Here is an 18,997-nt window from a genome sequence, read left to right as displayed (position 1 = left end):
AATCAGGAGAAAAAATGAACGGAAGTTGTCTCTGTAAACGTGTGCGCTACGAATGCGATCGCCTGGCGGGCAGCATTACGCATTGCTGCTGTCATACCTGCAGGAAAGCGCACGCCGCCGCTTATACCTCCACAGCGCGCGTGCGGCGTGAGGATTTCAGGTGGACCCAGGGAGAAAAATTTCTGACGGCATTTAATTCTTCCCCGGATAAGTTGCGTTATTTCTGTTCAGTCTGCGGATCTCATCTGATGGCTGAAAGACCTCATCAGAGCCACGTGATTCTGCGTGTGGCCACGCTGGACGACGATCCCGCTCAGACGCCGGTTTCCTATATCTGGTGCTCGCACACCGTGCCGTGGCTAACAGAACGCGACCATGTGCCTCATTATGAGCAGGATAAAGAGACATGATGACTGGTCAAAACGCCGCTGGCGAAACGGTGCACCATCAGTGCCGGTGGATCATTCACCGGAGGAACCCGCTGGCTGCCAAACCACAGCGGGTTCGCCGGGCAAATTGAGCCACAAATATAAGCCGGAACCCCTGCAAACATGCCTGCTGCGGGCCGGTGCACATGCCCGGCTGCAATAGCCAGTATTCTGACCCGGCTGCGTCTGAGGGTCGACTCAAGCTTATCAAGCCCGCGACACATTGATTCATCCAGCGTCGGTATGCCCGATGCGATAACCGGATGATGCAGAAAAAGCAGCGCTGGCAGCGCAGGCGTATTGCTGAGTTGTCTTTCCAGCCATTCCAGATGATCCCCGACGCTGCCAAAATTCTGTTTATTCACCGTGGAGTCCAGCCCCAGCATACGCAAACCGCCCATATCCTGAACAAAATGCAGCGCGTCTGCCGGGGTGTTTTTCGCCCAGTGATTTTCATGCCATGTCGTTTGCATGAGTCGTCGATCATCGGCGTTGCCCGGCAATATAAATGCAGGGTAATGCTGCTGGCGCAGTTGCTCAGCTATCTGCCAGTAACCCTGCAGCCACTCGCCATCAACAAGATCGCCCGTTAACACCAGCACATCCGGTTTCACATGAGTGAGCCACGCCAGCGCCCGCGCCAGGCGCAGCAGGTGATCATTGTCCGGTGCGGCATGGATGTCTGAAATCTGAGCGATTAACATAATGTCTCCGGAAATAAACAAGCGAACCACCAAGCCTTCAGGCAGCATAGCACCCGCACCGTCACACGACGCTGGCTGCGCGCCGCATTAAAATTCAGTATTATAGCGGTTCCTGCCGCTGACCCGAGTGAGTGCCCTGCCCGCTATGACTGACCACAATGCGCTGTTGGCGCGGTTGACCACCACGCTGGCGGCAGAGAGCCGCACGCCGCTGTACAAACGCTTTGCCAGTGCGATTAAAGAGGCGGTGCGCGATGGTACGCTGGTGCACGAAGAGATCCTGCCGGGCGAGCGCGAGTTCAGCCAGTCGCTGAACATCTCACGCATCACCGTGCGTAAAGCCATGGACGAGCTGGAAAAAGAGGGCGTCGTGTTTCGTTCCCGCGGCTACGGCACGCAGATCTGCAGCCAGTTTGAATATTCACTCAAAGAACCAAAAGGATTGTCGCAGCAGGCGGTGCTGCGCGGTAAAACGCCGGACACCGTGTGGATCAATAAAAGCAAAATTGCCTGCAGCGCAGAGATCGCCGAGAAGCTGGGGCTGAGCACGGGCAGCGATGTCTATCTGCTGAAACGTATTCGCTATGTTGACCGCCAGGCGGTCTCGGTTGAAGAGTCATGGGTGCCGGCGCGCTACATTGCCGATGCCGATGAGATTGGTATTTCGCTGTATGACTATTTTCATCGCCAGCAGATCCTGCCGGTGAAATCCCAGAGCCGGGTCAGTGCGCGTATGCCGGACGAAGCCCTGCAGCAGCAAATTGCCCTGCCCGCCAATGTGCCGGTGCTGGTGATTAAGCAGCTGGCATTCGACGCACAGGGCAATCCGCTGGAGTACAGCATCAGCTACTGCCGCAGCGATATGTACGTGTTTATTGCTGAGTAAGGCGTTGCTGCCAGTAAGCGCGCAGTGTGGCGCGATCGGGCGCACAGTCGCCACCGCGCCGGGAAACCACATATGACGCCACTGCGTTGCCCAGCGCAACGCTCTCCGCCAGTGACCAGCCGGACGCTAATCCCGCCAGTAATCCGCCAGCATGGCTGTCGCCCGCGCCGATAGTATCGACCACCGTTGTCGCCAGTGCGGGCACCCAGCCCTGCGCCTCAGCGTCGATGTATCCGGCACCTTCGCTGTCCAGCCTTAACACCATTGCGCCGCCAAACTGCTGCTGCCAGCGCGCCATCAGCTGATGGGCGTCGAAAGGTTCAGATGCGCGCAGACGCTCATGCCACAGCAGCTCCGCTTCCTGCCTGTTCACTGTAATCAGTGGCTGCAGCGCCATGATACGCGCAAACTGCGCCTCGCCGATGTCCGCCAGCCGCGGGCCAAAATCCACCAGCAGCTGATACGGCTGTGCCTGCTGCTCCAGCCAGTCGATCAGCACTTCGCCGCTTTTGCTGGTGAGCTGATAACCGGAGAGATAGATCCAGCGCTGCGCCGGCTGCGGCAATGTGCGCAACAGCGCGGCGTCCCACTGGTTTTCCACGCCACTAACGGAAAGAAAGGTGCGCTCGCCATCCGGCTCGACCAGCGCCAGACACCAGCCATTATCACCGTGCGCATTTTCCAGTACGCTCTGCACACCGTATTCCGCCAGCTTTTGTCGCACGATACTGGCCCAGATACCGTTCCCCAGCGGCAGCGCGTTGATAGAAGGAATGCCGAGACGATGCAGCGCAATGGCGACGTTAAGCGCACAGCCGCCAACGTTCACGCCCTGCTGATGCAGTTCGATGTCGCTGCCGCGATACGGCAAAGTCCAGGCATCGGCAATCACATCTACTACCGCCGCCCCCACCACGCACACTGGCAACCGGCCCGCCAGTCGGGACAGATCGTCAGGCGTCAGCATAGGCGGCCTCGCGCTGCTGGCGGAAACGGACAAACGCGCGGCTGTAATGGGTGAAATCCAGCGCGTTAGCGGCATCCAGCTCCGCTTTTAGCTGCGCATCGATCGCGTCGATACCGTGCAGCGCGCCACAGATAGCAACCGCCATCGCGCCGATGGTGTCCGTATCGCCGCCGAGATTGGCGCACAGAATGGCGCAGCGATTGGGATCGGTGGCTGCCAGTTCGACCATGGCGATCGCTGCTGGTACCGATTCAATGGTGCTGGTGCCGGTACCGACCAGATCGTAGATCTGCTGCATGGTCGACTCGGTGCCCCTGCCCTGCGCCACCACCTGCAACGCCAGTTCGATGCGGGCCGCCATCGCCGCACTGAAAGTGGTGACGCGCCGCTCCTGCGCCGCGCGGGCAATCGCCGGCAGTTCGTCACGAATTGTTGCCCAGTCGCTACCGTCAATCGCGCGGGAGATTGCCCAGGCGATCGCGGTGGCACCGGCAATCGCCACGTCGGATTTGTGTGTCGGGCTGGAGGCCAGCGCGACAGCGTCAATAAAAGCCGGCAGGTCACACGCTGGCAGCAGACAGCCCAGCGGTGACACGCGCATCGCCGCGCCGTTGGTCAGGCCGTTATTTTCCAGCTGCGCCACCGGCGTACCGTTTTTCAGCGCGTTAAGCGCGATTTTGGAGGTCGGCCCGAGCACATTTTTGTTAAAGGCATCAAACGCTTCCGCCCAGCGCAGAATATTGGCGCCGATGGTTTCCGCATCAATTTCGCCGTCGTGGCTGATAATGGCATCGGCCAGCGCCAGCGCCATTGAGGTGTCATCAGTAAAAGCCGCCCGGCCAAAGTAGCAGGCAGCATTGTTTTCTGCCGGGCCGGGCAGGAAGCGATCGATCCAGCCGAAGTGCTGTTTCACGCGACTGCGCGGCCACAGTTCCGATGGCATGCCCATCGCATCGCCCAATGCCTGGCCGTAAAATGCGCCCAAAATCCGTTTTTCCTGGTGTGTCATCGTCATGGTTACATCTCTTATTTATGGCTGTCAGCGGTTGCTGAGTGTTCAAAAGCGGTTAATTCATCACTGCGTTTTTTGCCGTCGCGGAACAGAACGATAAAGGCGATGGTGATGATGACTATCATCACGCTGCCAAACATCCACATTCCCGCCCAGTTGAAGGTCTGACCGTTGCGCGGCTGGTCATACGCGAACATCTCCTGCATCAGATAGCCGCCCAGGCGGTAACCCAGCAGGCTGCCGATGCCCTGACAGGCCAGGGTGATCAGGCCCTGCGCAGCGTTACGCATCGCCACCGGCGCTTTCTTATCCACATAAATGTAGGCGGTGATGAAGTAGAAGTCGTAGCTGACGCCGTGCAGCAGAATGCCCATAAACAGCAGGCCGAAGGTCAGCAGGTTTTGATCGCCGCCGAACACAAAGAACACGTAGCGCAGCGCGGCGGTGACCAGGCCGAGCAGCAGCACTTTGCCGATGCCGAAGCGTTTAATGAAGAACGGCAGCGCCAGCAGGAAGAAGATTTCTGATACCTGGCCGAGCGTCATCCAGCCGGTGGCGTGGGGCAGACCGACTTCGGTCAGATATCCCTCAGCGAAGATGTAGTAGAACGCCAGCGGCATACTGAACAGGAATGAACAGACGAAAAATACGAGGAAGCTGCGATCTTTCAGCAGATGCAGTGCGTCGAGGCCGAGCGCCACGCGCAGGCTGAACTTGCCGGTGCTTTTGGGTTCGGTGGCTGGCAGGGTCAGGGCGAACAGGCCAAGCAGCAGCGAACTGGCCGCGGTGATCAGCAACGGTACATTGCTGGCGGAGATATCGCCAAAACCGAGCAGCGGCGGCAGGAAACCGCAGGCGATGCCGGAGGCGATCCAACCGATAGTGCCCATCACGCGGATGCGCGGATAGTCGCGCTCCACGTCACCGACGTGAGAGAACGCGATACTGTTGGTCAGCGCAATGGTCGGCATATACGTGAGCGCATACAGCAGCAGCAGCGGAAAGAAGCTGCTGAAGTGCGTCTGCTGTGCGGCAAAGAACATCAGAATCGCGCCGGCGATGGTCAGCAGCGATAACACTTTCTGTGCCTGGAAGAAACGGTCAGCCAGCGAGCCGACCAGAATCGGTGACAGGATGGCAGCGATGGAGGTACAGGCGTAGCACCAGGCGATCTCAACTGGCGAAAAGCCGTTTTTGCTGAGAAACGCCCACAGCGGCACGAACCATGCCCCCCAGATAAACCACTCTAAGAACATCATGAACGACAGCTTTGGAATTGTAGTTTTCATCGAAATAGACTCCCCGGTGTTGGTAGAACCAATCTAGCACCAGAATAGATACCTTTATAATACCTTTAGCTGATAGTTTGAGCTATCCCACAAGATTTTTACCTTATGGATAACCGATTAGCGAGGAGGATTGGGTGCGGATGGGCGTGACGGTCTGGCGGGGTGTGGAGCTGCATCCTGCGGCTGTGAGGCGGTCGCCATGAATGGCGACCCTACGGCGATAATTGCAACGAATTCGCACTGTTTTGTAGGGTGCGCATTAATGCGCGCCTGGTTATGCAGATTATGCAACCAGGTCGCCATGAATGGCGACCCTACGGCGATAATTACAACGAATTCGCACTGTTTTGTAGGGTGCGCATTGATGCGCGCCTGGTTGTGCAGATTATGCAACCGGGTCGCCATGAATGGCGGCCCTGCGCCGATAATTACAACGAATTCGCACTGTTTTGTAGGGTGCGCATTGATGCGCACCAGGGAATTATAAGTGCTTCTAACGCGAAGGTATCTTCTACCGGTTCACCAGCTTCGCTGGCAGCGCGACCACCAACAGCGAGCTGAGCAGCAGACACACGGCGAAGAACCACAGCGCGCCGTTGCTGCTGCCGGTGAGGTCCAGCGCCACGCCCATCACGGAATTACTCACCAGTCCGGCGATATTGGCGATCGAACAGGCCAGTGCAAAACCCGCTGCCGCTGCCGTGCCTTTCAGGAACGTAGCGGGCAGACTGAAAAACACCGGCACCGCCCCGATAATCATCGCCTGCGCAATTGAGAACAGCAGCACGGTCATCGCTACGTTATGAGCAAAGAAGGTGCTGGTGCCCATCGCTGCCGCGCCAATAATAAACGGAACAATGATGTGCCAGCGGCGTTCACGCAGGCGGTCTGAGCTGGCACCGATCGCCAGCATGCCAATCAACGCCGCCAGACTGGGGATCGCCGTCAGATAGCCAATCGTGGTGATATCGGTGGTGCCGGCATTCTTAATAAAGGTCGGCATCCAGAAACCCATGGCGTAAGCGCTGAGCAGAATCGAGAAGTCGATGCCGCCGAGCATCACCACGCGGATATTCAGCAGACCATCGCGCAGGCTGTGTTTCAGCCCTTTGGCGTCACCTTCGTCGCGCGCCAGTTCGCGCAGCACCGCCTGCTTCTCACTGCTGCTGAGCCAGCTGGCGCTCTCGACGCTGTTCGGCAGCAGCCAGAACGTCAGCACACCCAGTAATACGCTGGGCAGGCCTTCCAGCAGAAACAGCCACTGCCAGCCGCGCATGCCGTAAACCTCATGAAAATGCCCCATGATCCAGCCGGAAAGCGGTCCGCCAATCAGGCTGGAGAGCGGCAGGCCAATCATAAACAGCGCAATAATGCGGCTGCGGCGCCACGAGGGAAACCATTTGGTGAGATAGAACAGCACGCCAGGCAGAAAACCGGCTTCGGCCGCGCCGAGGAAAAAGCGGATGATGTAGAACTGGGTCGGCGTTTGTACCAGCAGCGTGGCGGTCGAGAGCAGGCCCCAGGTAATCATAATGCGCGCGATCCAGATCTTCGCGCCGACCCGCTGCAGGATCAGGTTGCTCGGCACTTCAAACAGGATATAGCCGACAAAAAACAGCCCGGCACCCAGACCAAACGCGGTCTCGCTCAGCGCCAGATCGCTCGCCATCTGTAGCTTAGCCAGGCCGATATTGATGCGATCAAGGTAGGCCGCGAGATAACACAGGCAGAGAAACGGAATCAGCTTCCAGGTGATTTTGCGATAAATCGAAGCGGTGTCTTCGGCTGCCAGCGCAGCAGGACGGGTTGAAACGTCAGTCATGGTGTTCTCCGGGCGCAATAACCCCGTCGTCGGGGAGATGTTGTTATGCGTCTCAGCCGCAGCCGAAACGGACTGTTTGTGCGCACTCCGTGCAGGTGAAACGCGCCCTTAACGGGCGCTGAACTTCCCGAGATACTCCAGCGCCGCGGCTTTACTTACCACGTCGCCATATTTACTGTCGATATCAAACAAATTGGCCTGATGCGGTGCATCATGGCGATCGCCCACGCATTCGCGCACCACCATGGCGCGAAAACCGTATTGCAACGCATCCACTGCGCTGGCGCGGATGCAGCCGCTGGTAGAGCAGCCGGCGATCAGCAGCGTATCAATGCCCTGCGCCACCAGCATCGATGCCAGAGACGTGCCAAAAAACGCGCTGGCATACTGTTTGGTGATCACCACTTCTGCGGCAAGCGGCTGCACCGCCGGACAAAACTCAGCCAGCGGATTGCCTTCCACCATGTCACGCATTACCGGAGCTTTCTGCACCCAGATCCCGCCGTCCTGCTGATGCTGCGGGTGGTAGCGAATCTGCGTATGGATCACCGGAATCGCGCACTGGCGCGCCGCCGCCAGCAGGCCCTGTGCAGCGGCCACTGCCTCTACCACGCCCGGGGCAAATAGCGCGGCGCCCGGCGTGGTGTAGCCCTGCAGAAAGTCGATCATCAGCAGCGCCGGACGCTGACCAAAACCGATGCGGTTGCCCCAGACACCGGCGTAGTTATCACTGACACTCTGGCTCATGGTTTCTCCTTACCACGCACCGGACAGCAGTGCGCCCGCGCCCGGCACCACCGGCTCCAGCTCCAGCGCCTTCAGCAGAGCGTACGTGGTGGCAATGGCGGCCGTAATTACCGGCTTGCCGGTCTGCGCCTCCACTTTTGCCACCGCCGGCAGCGATGGCATCTGCACGCAGGCCGACAGCACCACCACATCAACATCCGTCAGCGTCATGTCCGCCACGATGCCGGGTAAATTGGCCGGGTCGTGGCGGGCGACGGCGAGGTTATCGGCAATTTCCAGCGCGCGCCACTGCTTTACCTCTATCCCTTCGCGCTGGATGTAATCCACCACCAGCTCGGTCAGCGGCTTCATGTAGGGGGCCACCAGCGCGATCTTCTTCGCGCCCATAATATGCAGCGCGTCGACCAGCGCGCCGGCACTGGTGATCACCGGTGCCAGCGCCTCGTTGTCGCGCGTGACCTGCGTCAGGCGCTGCTGGGACTGGCGATGATAGCCCGGGCCCATCGCCATGATCGCTACCAGACAGGCATAGCCAAGCACGTCAACGCGCGCGTCGGACAGCTCCAGCGCACAGCGGTCAGACTCTTTATCCATCGCCGCCAGTTCATCTTTATTGACATGCTTCATACGCATACGGCTGGAGTGGAAGGTAAACCGCTCCGGGCGAATCAGCTGGCGCGCCTGCAGCATGGCGGGAATTTCGGTTTCCATGGTGATGTTGGAACTCGGCACAATCTGGCCGATACGATACGAACGCGTCATGGCTGCGTCTCCGGAGTCAGTGAGGGGCCAAGGAAGGTGCCAAAGGCATTAAAGAAGCCGTGAAAATCATCCCACGGGATCATGTGACCGGCGCCAGCTACCCGGCTGATCTCAATGGTCGGCAGCAGCTCGCGGATTTCGGCTTCATCTTCCGCCTGAATGACGCCGCCCTTGCCTGCCACCATCAGCAGGGTTTTTGCCGGCAGCTGAGGGAAATATTGATGGATATCGAGCTGGTGAAAATCGTCGTAGGCGCGACGGATGGCCGGCGTATAGCAGGTGTGCAGCCACTCGGCGCGCAGCTGGCGCTGGTCATCGCTCCAGGCCGGGCAATATTGCTTCATGGCTTCAGCATCCATGCCGCGCTGCGCGTCGCGAATGGAATCTTCATACCACGGCCACTGTCCAGGATAGAGACGCCGGCCCGGTCCGGAAACCGGCGGATCTATCAGCGACAGCGACAGCACGCCGGCCGGCTGTTTCACCGCCGCACGCATGATGAAGCGCGCGCCCATCGAATGGCCAACCAGGTGATAGCGCGTCAGCCCCAGCGCATCCGCGAAGGCGTTGATGTCATCGGCGCAGCTCTCCATACCGTAATCCAGCCCTTCACCGCCACTCGAGAGCCCGCGACCGCGCACGTCCAGTACCCAGGTATCAAAATGCTGCGCAAAAACTTCCGCCACAAAACCCCAGGTGATCGCCGGGCTGGTGATGCCCGGTACAAGGATCAGCGCGGGCCCGCTGCCGCCGTAGCGCAGATAGTGCTGGCGAATGCCGTTGGCCTGTACCTGACCGCCGTGCATAAAACGGCTCATGAGGTCACCTCGCTTTTCAGCGGCGCGGCAAACACGTCGTAGCCGTACACCCAGGCCGGATCTTCCTGGGTACGCAGGAAAGTATTGGCGTTAGAGACGGCCTGCACGCGCGACGCACGTTCTTTGCGGTTGGCTTCATACAGGCGGAATGCGGTGCGATAATCATCAAGACCGGTTTCCGTCAGGCAGCGCGACAGCATGGCGGCATCTTCGATGGCCATCGCAGCGCCCTGCGCCATGTGCGGTTTCATCGGATGGCAGGCATCACCCAGCAGCACAATGCGCCCTTCGCTCCATACCGGCAACGGCTGGCGGTTGAGCAGCGGCCATTTGGTGACCGATTCGCTGCACTCGATCAGCGCCTGTACCACCGGATGGTAGTGACCAAAGGTTTCCAGCATCTCCTGCTGACTACTTTCAACGAAGCTGCCTTTGATATCCCACGCCGGGTGCGGCACACCGGAGACGTAATAATATTCGTCGCGCGCTTTGGTGGTGTAATAGACCATCAGATGACGATCTTCAGACCACCACTTGACGCAATCTTCAAAGCTGAGGTTGTATTTGCGCAGTTGTTCGCCGCGGATCAGCGCACGGTGCGCCACCCAGCCGCTGTAAGTGGGCGCTTCCACTCCCAGCAGATGCTCACGCAGCTTTGAGTTGATGCCATCCGCGCCAATCACGATATCCGCGCGCGCTTCGCTGCCATCCTGAAAACGCAGCACCACATCGCTGCCGCTGTCCTCGACGCTGCTCAGGCACTTGCCGAACTGGACGCTGCCCGGCTGCAGACTGGTCATCTGCATGGCCTGCAAATCGCCCCGATGCACCGTGACATAAGCCGCACCGTACTCTTTGCGCGCATAAGCGCCCAGCGGAATGCGTGACAAATACTCCCCGGTCTCACCGTCGCGGCTGAACCAGAAATCGGGATGCGAAGCCAGATCCTCCAGCTGCTGTTCGATACCCATGCGGCGAAACACCTTGAGCACGTTCGGCCCCATGTGGATGCCAGCACCCAGACGGGAGAAAGCCGGGCTTTGTTCGTAGACCGTGACATGAAATCCCGCTTTCTGTAACAGCGAGCCGGCGGCAAGCCCGCCCAGCCCGGCGCCGATTACCGCGATGCGTTTCATATTGCTCATATTTTCCTCTCACACTGACGCTGATTTGAAGGTATGCACACGGATAAACGATCAAACCCGACGCTGAATTTATAGTGCACACACTTTAATTATTGAGGTTATGACACTGTTAAAAGCAACCGTATTTACAGTGAAAACTCGATAACATGATGTTAATCACAGCCTGATGATAAGGTTAAATAGGCTTTTCTTATGTCAAAAAGAAATGCTTGCACTGTTCTTCGCAACACGTCTATAACAAACACATAAAGCGTGTTCGCTATAAATAGCTGAAGTTTTGCGCAGCAAATTGTCTGACATCTAACCCTGAGAGGAAACCGCTATGGCAGTAAATCAGAGCCAGTTAGGCCAGATGTTCGAGCAGGTTTTACGGCTGTCGAAAGTCGACGCCAGCCAGAGTGTCGCCATCCTGAAAAGTCACTATTCCGATGCACGCACCGTGCAGGCCGCCACTGATGCTGCACTACGATTGGGCGCGAAGGTGTACTGCATTGAGCTGCCGGCCTTCAATCACCCGACGGCAATGGGTAACGACATGACCGCCTACTGTGGTGATACCGCGCTTACCGGCAACATTGCCGCACAGCGCGCGCTGGAAGCGGCGGACCTGATCGTCGATACCATGATGCTGCTGCATTCGCCGGAGCAGGAGCAAATCCTGAAAACCGGGACGCGAATTTTGCTGGCGGTTGAGCCGCCGGAAGTATTGGCACGAATGTTGCCCACTGAAGAGGACAAGTCGCGCGTGCTGGCCGCGGCGGCAGTGCTGGAAAAAGCGCGCATGATGACGGTGAAGTCGCCGGCCGGCAGTGATTTTCGCGCCCCGCTCGGCCAGTACCCCACGGTAACAGAATATGGCTACGCGGATGAGCCGGGCCGCTGGGATCACTGGCCGAGCGGCTTCCTGTTCACCTGGCCGAATGAAGATCAGGCTGAAGGCGTGCTGGTGCTGGACGTCGGTGACATCCTGCTGCCGTTTAAATCTTACGCGCGTGAACGTATTACGCTGGAGATTGAGCAGGGCTTTGTCACCCGCATCCACGGCGGCTTTGAGGCTGAGTATCTGCGCGATTACATGCGCTACTTCAACGATCCGGAAGTGTACGGTATTTCCCACATCGGCTGGGGACTGCAGCCGCGCGCGCAGTGGACGGCGATGGGGTTACACGACAAAAACGACGGCATGTGTATGGATGCGCGCGCCTTTTACGGCAACTTCCTGTTTTCGACCGGACCGAACACCGAAGTGGGCGGTAAGCGCAAAACGCCGTGCCATATGGACATTGCTCTGCGCCGCTGCGACATCAAAGTGGACGATTTGCTGGTGGTGGCGGAAGGTGAAGTGGTGGCACCGGAGGCCTCACGCGCGCGTTAATCGTGCGCAGGGAACGGCTGTCAGCGCAGTGACAATGCATTACACTGCCTGACAGTTTCCGGGAAAAAGGATAAAGGCATGTCGCACCAGCAGGATCCGCGCGCAGACCAGCGCTATGACTATACCGAGCAGGTTGGCCATCTGTTGCGCAAGGTGTATCAACGCCATGCGGCGATTTTTCAGCAACACGTCGGTGATTCACAGATCACCGCCGTGCAATTTATTACCCTCTGTGCGTTGCGCGATCGCGGTCCGAGCGCACAGAACGATTTAGTGCGCTATACCGCCGTCGATCAGGCCACCATTCGCGGTGTGGTTGAGCGTCTTAAGGCGCGCGATCTGGTCAGTCTGGGTCCCGATCCCACCGACAAACGCAAAGTGATTGTCATGCTGACCGATGCAGGCCACCGCCTGATTGACAGCACGACAGACAACGCGATGCGCATCACCGAAATGACTTACGGGCAGCTGAATCCGGCCGAACGGGTCGCGCTGATTTATCTGCTGAAGAAAATGCTGGACGATACGAGCCAGCCCTAACCCGGGGCGCTTAGCCGCCTCGCTAAGGCGGTTAATAATGAAAATGCTGGCACATCAGACTGCCACACCAGTTTCACCTGCATCCACGTGCCATTACGCCCTTGAGGTGAACGGCGCGACTCACCCCATCAGCAGCTACCGCGATACCTCGCTGCTGCTGGTGCTGCGTAATCACCTCCAGCTTAACGGCCCCAAATATGGCTGCGGCCTGGGCGAATGCGGCGCCTGCACCGTGCTGATCGATGGCGTTGCCGCGCGCGCCTGCGTGATCCCGGCGTATGGCGTGCGTCAGCGCGCTATCACCACGCTGGAAGGGCTGGGCAACCGCGAAGCACTGCACCCGGTGCAGCAGGCGTTTATCGAGGCGCAGGCCGCACAATGCGGTTACTGCCTTAACGGCATGATCATGACCACCGCCGCGCTGCTGCGCGCTCAGCCCTGCCCTGATGACCGGCAGATACGTGCGGCGCTGAGCGGTAACCTGTGCCGCTGTGGCACCCATCAGGAGATCCTGTGCGCGGTGAAGCGCGCCATCACCTTATGCCTGCAGCAGGCGGAGGCGGCATCATGAGTACGGCTAACGTCCCCACGCAGCAGCAGTTGCTGGCAGCCAGCGACATCCTGTTGATTGTCGATGAGATTCAGCCGCCGCCAGGGCTGGTGCCCAAAGGTCAGACGCCGACGCTGAAAGCCAAAGAGCGCGCACTGTTTCTGGCTATTGACGGTTCTGGCCGCGTCTGGGCCTTCAATGGCCATGTTGATCTCGGCACCGGGGTGAAAACCGCGCTGACGCAAATCGTCGCCGAAGAGCTCAATCTGCGCATGGATCAGGTGCAAATGGTGCTGGGCGATACGCTGCGCGTGCCCAACCAGGGCGCCACCATCGCCAGCGCCACCTTGCAAATTTCTGCCGTACCACTACGTAAAGCGGCTGCAACGGCGCGCCAGTGGCTGTTACAACAGGCCGCCGCGCGCTGGCAGCTGCCGGTGGAGAGCATCACGCTGGACAGCGGTTTCCTGCAGCACCCCGGCGGTGAGCAATTGTCATTTGCCGAACTGGTGCAGCAGCAGCGCAGCATCGTGCCAATTGATCATCAGGTAACACTCAAGCCCGCCAGTGAATATCGCTTAGTTGGTACCAGCTCGGCGCGGGTAGATATTCCCGCCAAAGCCACCGGCGAACTGACGTGGGTGCATGACCTGCGCGTGCCCGGTATGCTGCACGGCCGGGTCATCCGTCCACCGTATGCGGGCTATGACACCGGCAGCTTTGTCGGCACCTCATTGCTCAGCATTGACGAAAGCTCGATCGCGCATCTTGAAGGCATCGTGAAAGTGGTGCAGATCGCGGATTTTGTCGGCGTGGTGGCCGAGCGCGAGGAGCAGGCCATCGCCGCGATGGACGCGTTACAGGTGCGCTGGAAGCCGTGGGAACACAGCCTGCCAGACCTGCGCGATATTGAACAGGCTATTCGTGATAATCCCCGCACCTCGCGCGTGGTGCATGACAGCGGTGAGGTGGATGCCGCGCTGGCGAATGTCGCGCAGCGTTTTACCCGCAGCTATGTCTGGCCGTATCAGCTGCATGCGTCGATTGGCCCTTCCTGCGCGGTGGCCGACTATCGGCCTGATTCGCTGCAGGTGTGGAGCGGCACGCAGAATCCGCACCTGCTGCGCGCCGATTTGGCATGGCTGCTGGAGAGGCCGGAAGAGACCATTGAAGTGAACCGCATGGAAGCCGCCGGTTGCTATGGTCGCAACTGCGCCGATGACGTGGCCGCCGATGCGGCGCTGTTGTCGCGCGCGGTGGGCCAGCCGGTGCGGGTACAGCTGACGCGCGCCCAGGAACACGTGTGGGAACCGAAAGGCACTGCACAGCTGATGGAGGTGGACGGCGGGCTGGACGCGCAGGGCAATCCGCAGGTGTATGATTTCACTACGTCTTATCCGTCCAACGGCGCACCCACCCTTGCGCTGCTGCTGACCGGTCGCGTCGATCCGGTGGCGCTGGCGTATGAAATGGGCGATCGCACCTCCATTCCACCTTACGATTTTCCCCATCTGCGCGTCACCATTGAGGACATGGCGCCGATTGTGCGCGCCTCGTGGATGCGCGGCGTTTCGGCCCTGCCCAACACCTTTGCCCATGAATCCTATATGGATGAGCTGGCCCACGCGGCAGGCGTCGATCCGGTGGAGTACCGGCTGCGCTACATTCAGGACGAGCGCGCCGCCGAGCTAATGCGCTCTACCGCTACGCGTGCAGACTGGACGCCGCGCACCGCCATTCAGCAGACCGCCAGCGAACCCGGCATTTTGCGCGGACGCGGTTTTGCCTACGCACGCTACATTCACAGCAAATTTCCAGGCTTCGGTGCCGCCTGGGCTGCCTGGGTCGCGGATGTCGCGATTGATAAGCAGAGCGGCGAGATCGCCGTTACGCGCATCACCGTGGGCCATGATGCCGGCATGATGATCAACCCGGAAGGGGTCAAGCATCAGATTCACGGCAATGTCATTCAGTCCACCAGCCGGGTGCTCAAAGAACAGGTGACGATTGAAAGCAACCTGATCGCCAGCCAGGAATGGGGCAGCTACCCGATCCTGACGTTTCCGGAAGTGCCGGATATCGACGTGATGATGGTGCCGCGCCCGCACGAACCGCCGCTGGGCGCGGGGGAATCCGCGTCGGTGCCCAGCGCCGCGGCCATCGCTAACGCGGTGTTTGATGCCACCGGTATCCGTTTTCGCGAATTGCCCATTACCGCTGACAAACTGCGTCAGGCGCTGAACGGCCCCGATCCGCAGCCGGAGCCACAGCTGGCCGCACCGGCCCAAACCGCCCGCCGCCGCAGCCGAAAATGGGCACTGGGTGGCGTAACAGGATTGCTCGGCCTCGCCGCTGGCGTGGCGATTAACGCGCTGCCGTGGCGCGCACCGATTGCGCCCGTGACCCCCCCGGCCGCCGGAAGCTGGTCGGCAGAGATGCTGGAACGTGGCCGTCAGGTGGCCGCCGCCGGTGACTGCGCGGTATGCCATACCACGGAAGGCGGCGCGACCAATGCTGGCGGCCTGAAGATGGAGACACCGTTTGGCACGCTGTACACCACCAACATCACGCCGGATAAGCAGACCGGCATCGGCAGCTGGTCATTTAACGCCTTCGATCGCGCCATGCGCCAGGGCATCAGCCGCGACGGCCATCATCTCTATCCGGCGTTTCCCTACACCAGCTTTCGCCAGCTGAGCGAAGGCGATATGCAGGCGCTGTACGCCTGGCTGATGTCGCAGCCGGCGGTACAGCAGGCACCAGCAGAAAACCAGATGCGCTTTCCCTATAACCTGCGCTTCCTGATGGCGGGCTGGAACGCGCTCTACCTCGGGCGCGGCGAATACCAGCCTGACCCCCGCAAAAGCGCCGAATGGAATCGCGGTGCCTATCTGGTGAACGGAGCCGGACACTGCGGTGCCTGCCACTCGCCGCGTAATCTGCTGGGCGCGGAAAAACGCGGGGACAATTTCCTCGCCGGTGGCTGGGTGGACGGCTGGGAAGCGCCCGCTCTCAATCAGCTGAATAAAGCCCCGCAGCCGTGGACCGCGCAGTCGCTGTATAACTACCTGCGTAGTGGTTACGATGCGCAGCACGGCGTTGCCGCCGGACCGATGGCACCGGTAGTAAGCCATCTCGCCACCCTGCCGGAAGCCGATGTGCGCGCCATGGCCAGTTATCTGGCGGATATCAATGGTCAGGCAGCGCGCCCTGTCGCTGCGCCGGCGGCAAAACCGGCATGGAACACTGCCGCAGGGGAACGGCTGTTTAAAGGCGCCTGTCAGGCCTGCCACAGCGCCAGCGAGGGCGGACCGCAGTTGTTTGGCGTCAGCCCATCGATGGCCAACAGCAGCAGCATAACCAGCGCGACGGCGGATAATCTGTTACAGGTGGTGCTGCACGGTATCGACAAACCGGCAACCGATGCGCTCGGTTATATGCCCGGCTTTGCCGCCAGTTTGTCGGATAAGCAGGTTGCGGATATTGCTGCCTGGCTGCGCCAGCGCTACGCACCTGACCAACCGGCGTGGCAGAATCTGAGCGAAAAAGTGGCGCAGGTGCGCGCTAATCCCGGCAGCCACTGACCCATTCAGGCGCGCTGCAGGTCAGCGGCTTGCCCCGGATCGCGGCAGATCCGCGTCGCGGATCGTGCCCTGATGGGCCGGCAGAGTGATGAGAATAGACGGGTCGAGCAGCGCGCGGGCACCGCTGTCGCCCTGCAGTTGAGCGAGCGCCGCGCCATAGTGCGCGGCAAATCCCACCGGGTGGCCCGGCTGGTTTTGCCAGCTGAGCCGTACCTGCGGCGCACCGTTGCGCAGCGCCTGCGCCACGCATTGATGATCCTCCGCCCTCACCCACGCCATATCACCGGGTACGATCAGCCAGCCATGCCAGTGGGCGGTGGCCCGCACGCCAGCGGCAATGCTTTCACCGCTGCCGGCGCTGGCAATAGTGCAGGTCGCGACGCCGCACTGCTGTGCCAGCTGTTGAATGGCGCGATCTTCCGGCCGGATAATGAGGAGAAGCGGCAAACCGCTGCGCTGCGCCTGCTGCAGCGTCAGCTTCAGCAGCGGCTGAGGCACGCCATTATCGTCAGGATACGGTGCCAGTAGTTTGTGCCCGGTACCGCCGGCCTGACGAAAGCGGCTGCCGAGACCGGCAGCAAGAATGAGGATGCCTGGCGTCTGCATACAAGGATTGCTTCCGTAAGTTGGGGCGCACAGTATGGCGCGCCCCGGCCGGGTTAGCGACGGTTTTTCCATACCGTCTGGATGTTACAGAACTCATGGACACCGAAGCTGGAGAGTTCGCGGCCATAACCACTCTTTTTCACGCCACCAATAGCGACGCGCGGATCGGAGGCGCCGTTGCCGTTGATAAACACTGCGCCGGTTTCCAGCTGCTCTGCCAGTTCCTGCGCCAGCGCTTCATTGCCGCTCCACACGGTGGCGCTCAGGCCAAACTCGCTGTCATTCGCCAGCTGCAGTGCATGTTGCGCATCGCGCGCGACGGTGATCGCCGCCACCGGCCCGAAGATCTCCTGACGAAAAGCGGTCATCGCGGGCGTGACGTCGGCAAGAATGGTTGGCGCATAATAGTTGCCGACGCCCTCGATCTTGTGGCCGCCAAGCACCAGACGTGCACCCTGGTGCAGGGTTTCCTGCACCTGATGATCCAGTTCATCACGCAGATCGTAGCGTGCCATCGGACCGATATAAGTCTCTTCCTGCAGCGGATCGCCCACTTTCAGTGCCTGCACGGCTGCGCTGAAACGCGCCTCAAACGCTTCTGCGATGCTCTCTTCAATGATGAAGCGTTTGGCTGCCATACACACCTGCCCGCTGTTCTGGTAGCGTCCTGTGACCGCTGAGGCCACTGCTGCATCCAGATCGGCATCCGCCAGCACGATAAAAGGATCGGCGCCGCCTAACTCCAGCACGGTTTTTTTCAGTACCGCACCGGCCTGAGCGGCGATAGCCCCACCAGCACGAACGCTTCCGGTCACGGCGATGGCCGCGACGCGCGGATCTTTAATGGCGGCAGAGACACCGTCGTTATCGACGTTGATCACGTTGAATGCACCACGCGGCAAATCGGTTGCGGCAAACAGTTCCTGCATCAGCCAGGCGCAGCCCATGACGCTTGGAGCGTGTTTCAGCAGGTAGGTGTTGCCCGCCAGCAGCATGCTGACCGCGCCGCGCAGGACCTGCCAGTAAGGAAAATTCCACGGCATCACCGCCAGGATCACACCGAGTGGACGAAACGATTGCCAGGCCTGCTGGTTTTCCACCAGCGTGGGCTGATCGGCCAGCATTGCCGGTCCGTGTTCAGCATACCAGTCACACAGGCTGGCGCATTTCAGGACTTCGGCACGCGCCTGCGCAATGGGTTTACCCATTTCCAGCGTAGCGAGCGTAGCCAGTTGCTCCTGACGCTGGCGCAGCTGCTCACCCAGCTGACGCAGTACCTTCACGCGCTGTGCCATCTCTGTGTTACGCCACTGCGCAAAGGCGCTGGCGCTTTGCTGTAAAGCCGTTTCCAGCTCGGCTGCACTCTGCAGGGGATAAGTGGCAATGATTTCGCCGCTGGTGGGATTACGTGAAATAACGTGATCAGTCATAGGATGCCTTCGTCAGATAATCGGGTTGATCAGAGTGAGGTCTACCTTACGCCAGCCATCAGGTGATGAAAAATGAATAGATGAGAGCAAGTTGTTCACCTGAAATGAATTGAGAGGCAGCGCAGGCCTGAAGATTTTCACTTTCCACCCTCACAGGGTGATTTAAAGACGTAAGCGAATATTCTGCAGGTTACGCTTATCAGCATCAGTCGCCTCAACGGGTTATCCACTTATACAGTGACTAGATCTTAAAGAAAGATCATAAAGAGATCTAAAAGAGATCCTAAGAGATCCCCGATCGCGGCAGGCCGCACCCGACAAGGGCTGAGAAG

General features: G+C 59.8%; 17 protein-coding genes. 6 read left to right on the top strand and 11 right to left on the bottom strand.

The window, feature by feature from the left end:
* Positions 1 to 14: 14 nt before the first annotated feature.
* On the top strand, positions 15 to 410 hold the full coding sequence (locus KOL70_RS17010; RefSeq protein ID WP_215481116.1) for a GFA family protein: 396 nt from the start codon (positions 15 to 17) through the stop codon (positions 408 to 410).
* On the opposite strand, the gene KOL70_RS17005 is transcribed toward KOL70_RS17010, so the two are convergent.
* Positions 386 to 1,180, bottom strand: a complete 795-nt coding sequence (locus KOL70_RS17005; RefSeq protein ID WP_371824667.1) for a metallophosphoesterase — start codon at positions 1,178 to 1,180, stop codon at positions 386 to 388. The two genes, KOL70_RS17010 and KOL70_RS17005, sit on opposite strands and share 25 nt — an antisense overlap.
* Before the next feature lie 97 nt (positions 1,181 to 1,277).
* On the opposite strand from KOL70_RS17005, the gene KOL70_RS17000 reads away from it, so the two are divergent.
* Complete coding sequence (locus KOL70_RS17000) at positions 1,278 to 2,018, top strand: GntR family transcriptional regulator (RefSeq protein WP_215481114.1); 741 nt, start codon at positions 1,278 to 1,280, stop codon at positions 2,016 to 2,018.
* On the opposite strand, the gene KOL70_RS16995 is transcribed toward KOL70_RS17000, so the two are convergent.
* From KOL70_RS16995 to KOL70_RS16960, 8 genes are all read right to left on the bottom strand, one after another.
* Entirely contained in the window at positions 2,005 to 2,985 is a 981-nt protein-coding gene (locus KOL70_RS16995; protein ID WP_166710594.1) for a PfkB family carbohydrate kinase, read from the bottom strand. The genes KOL70_RS17000 and KOL70_RS16995 overlap by 14 nt on opposite strands.
* Positions 2,972 to 4,000 (bottom strand): ADP-ribosylglycohydrolase family protein, encoded by a 1,029-nt coding sequence (locus tag KOL70_RS16990; RefSeq protein WP_371824666.1) that lies wholly within the window; start codon positions 3,998 to 4,000, stop codon positions 2,972 to 2,974. The genes KOL70_RS16995 and KOL70_RS16990 overlap by 14 nt, the downstream gene beginning before the upstream one ends.
* Positions 4,001 to 4,011: 11 nt before the next feature.
* Positions 4,012 to 5,286, bottom strand: a complete 1,275-nt coding sequence (locus KOL70_RS16985; RefSeq protein WP_104093466.1) for a nucleoside permease — start codon at positions 5,284 to 5,286, stop codon at positions 4,012 to 4,014.
* A gap of 511 nt (positions 5,287 to 5,797) precedes the next feature.
* On the bottom strand, positions 5,798 to 7,108 hold the full coding sequence (locus KOL70_RS16980) for an MFS transporter (RefSeq protein WP_021508813.1): 1,311 nt from the start codon (positions 7,106 to 7,108) through the stop codon (positions 5,798 to 5,800).
* A gap of 108 nt (positions 7,109 to 7,216) precedes the next feature.
* Positions 7,217 to 7,855 carry an isochorismatase family protein gene (locus tag KOL70_RS16975; RefSeq protein WP_215481112.1) on the bottom strand — a complete coding sequence of 213 codons (639 nt, stop codon included), beginning with the start codon at positions 7,853 to 7,855 and terminating at the stop codon, positions 7,217 to 7,219.
* A gap of 9 nt (positions 7,856 to 7,864) precedes the next feature.
* On the bottom strand, positions 7,865 to 8,566 hold the full coding sequence (locus KOL70_RS16970) for an Asp/Glu racemase (RefSeq protein WP_199188990.1): 702 nt from the start codon (positions 8,564 to 8,566) through the stop codon (positions 7,865 to 7,867).
* Between the two features lie 47 nt (positions 8,567 to 8,613).
* Positions 8,614 to 9,435 (bottom strand): alpha/beta fold hydrolase, encoded by an 822-nt coding sequence (locus KOL70_RS16965; RefSeq protein ID WP_215481111.1) that lies wholly within the window; start codon positions 9,433 to 9,435, stop codon positions 8,614 to 8,616.
* Positions 9,432 to 10,580, bottom strand: a complete 1,149-nt coding sequence (locus KOL70_RS16960; RefSeq protein WP_058780991.1) for an FAD-dependent monooxygenase — start codon at positions 10,578 to 10,580, stop codon at positions 9,432 to 9,434. Before KOL70_RS16960 ends, KOL70_RS16965 begins: the two co-directional genes overlap by 4 nt.
* Before the next feature lie 322 nt (positions 10,581 to 10,902).
* Here KOL70_RS16960 and KOL70_RS16955 point away from each other — a divergent pair, with 322 nt between their 5' ends.
* The 4 genes from KOL70_RS16955 (at position 10,903) to KOL70_RS16940 (ending at position 16,629) form a co-directional block, all read left to right on the top strand.
* Positions 10,903 to 11,955, top strand: coding sequence for a 2,5-dihydroxypyridine 5,6-dioxygenase (locus tag KOL70_RS16955; RefSeq protein WP_215481109.1), 1,053 nt, complete (start codon positions 10,903 to 10,905; stop codon positions 11,953 to 11,955).
* Between the two features lie 78 nt (positions 11,956 to 12,033).
* Positions 12,034 to 12,495, top strand: a complete 462-nt coding sequence (locus KOL70_RS16950) for a MarR family winged helix-turn-helix transcriptional regulator (protein WP_021508807.1) — start codon at positions 12,034 to 12,036, stop codon at positions 12,493 to 12,495.
* A 43-nt stretch (positions 12,496 to 12,538) separates the two neighbouring features.
* Positions 12,539 to 13,066, top strand: coding sequence for a (2Fe-2S)-binding protein (locus KOL70_RS16945; RefSeq protein WP_371824674.1), 528 nt, complete (start codon positions 12,539 to 12,541; stop codon positions 13,064 to 13,066).
* The gene (locus KOL70_RS16940) at positions 13,063 to 16,629 is read left to right on the top strand and encodes a molybdopterin cofactor-binding domain-containing protein (protein WP_215481107.1); all 3,567 of its coding nucleotides are present in this window, start codon (positions 13,063 to 13,065) and stop codon (positions 16,627 to 16,629) included. Before KOL70_RS16945 ends, KOL70_RS16940 begins: the two co-directional genes overlap by 4 nt.
* A 21-nt stretch (positions 16,630 to 16,650) precedes the next feature.
* Here KOL70_RS16940 and KOL70_RS16935 read toward each other — a convergent pair whose 3' ends face one another.
* Positions 16,651 to 17,235, bottom strand: coding sequence for an NTP transferase domain-containing protein (locus KOL70_RS16935; protein ID WP_185749290.1), 585 nt, complete (start codon positions 17,233 to 17,235; stop codon positions 16,651 to 16,653).
* A 53-nt stretch (positions 17,236 to 17,288) separates the two neighbouring features.
* The gene (locus KOL70_RS16930) at positions 17,289 to 18,665 is read right to left on the bottom strand and encodes an aldehyde dehydrogenase family protein (RefSeq protein WP_125311081.1); all 1,377 of its coding nucleotides are present in this window, start codon (positions 18,663 to 18,665) and stop codon (positions 17,289 to 17,291) included.
* Positions 18,666 to 18,997: the final 332 nt, after the last annotated feature.

It is taken from the genome of Pantoea sp. B270 (genome assembly GCF_018726825.1).
In the GTDB taxonomy this organism is placed as follows: domain Bacteria; phylum Pseudomonadota; class Gammaproteobacteria; order Enterobacterales; family Enterobacteriaceae; genus Pantoea; species Pantoea dispersa.
The sequence above is the reverse complement of the archived record's forward strand: the minus strand, read 5'-3'. Positions and strand labels throughout refer to the sequence as shown.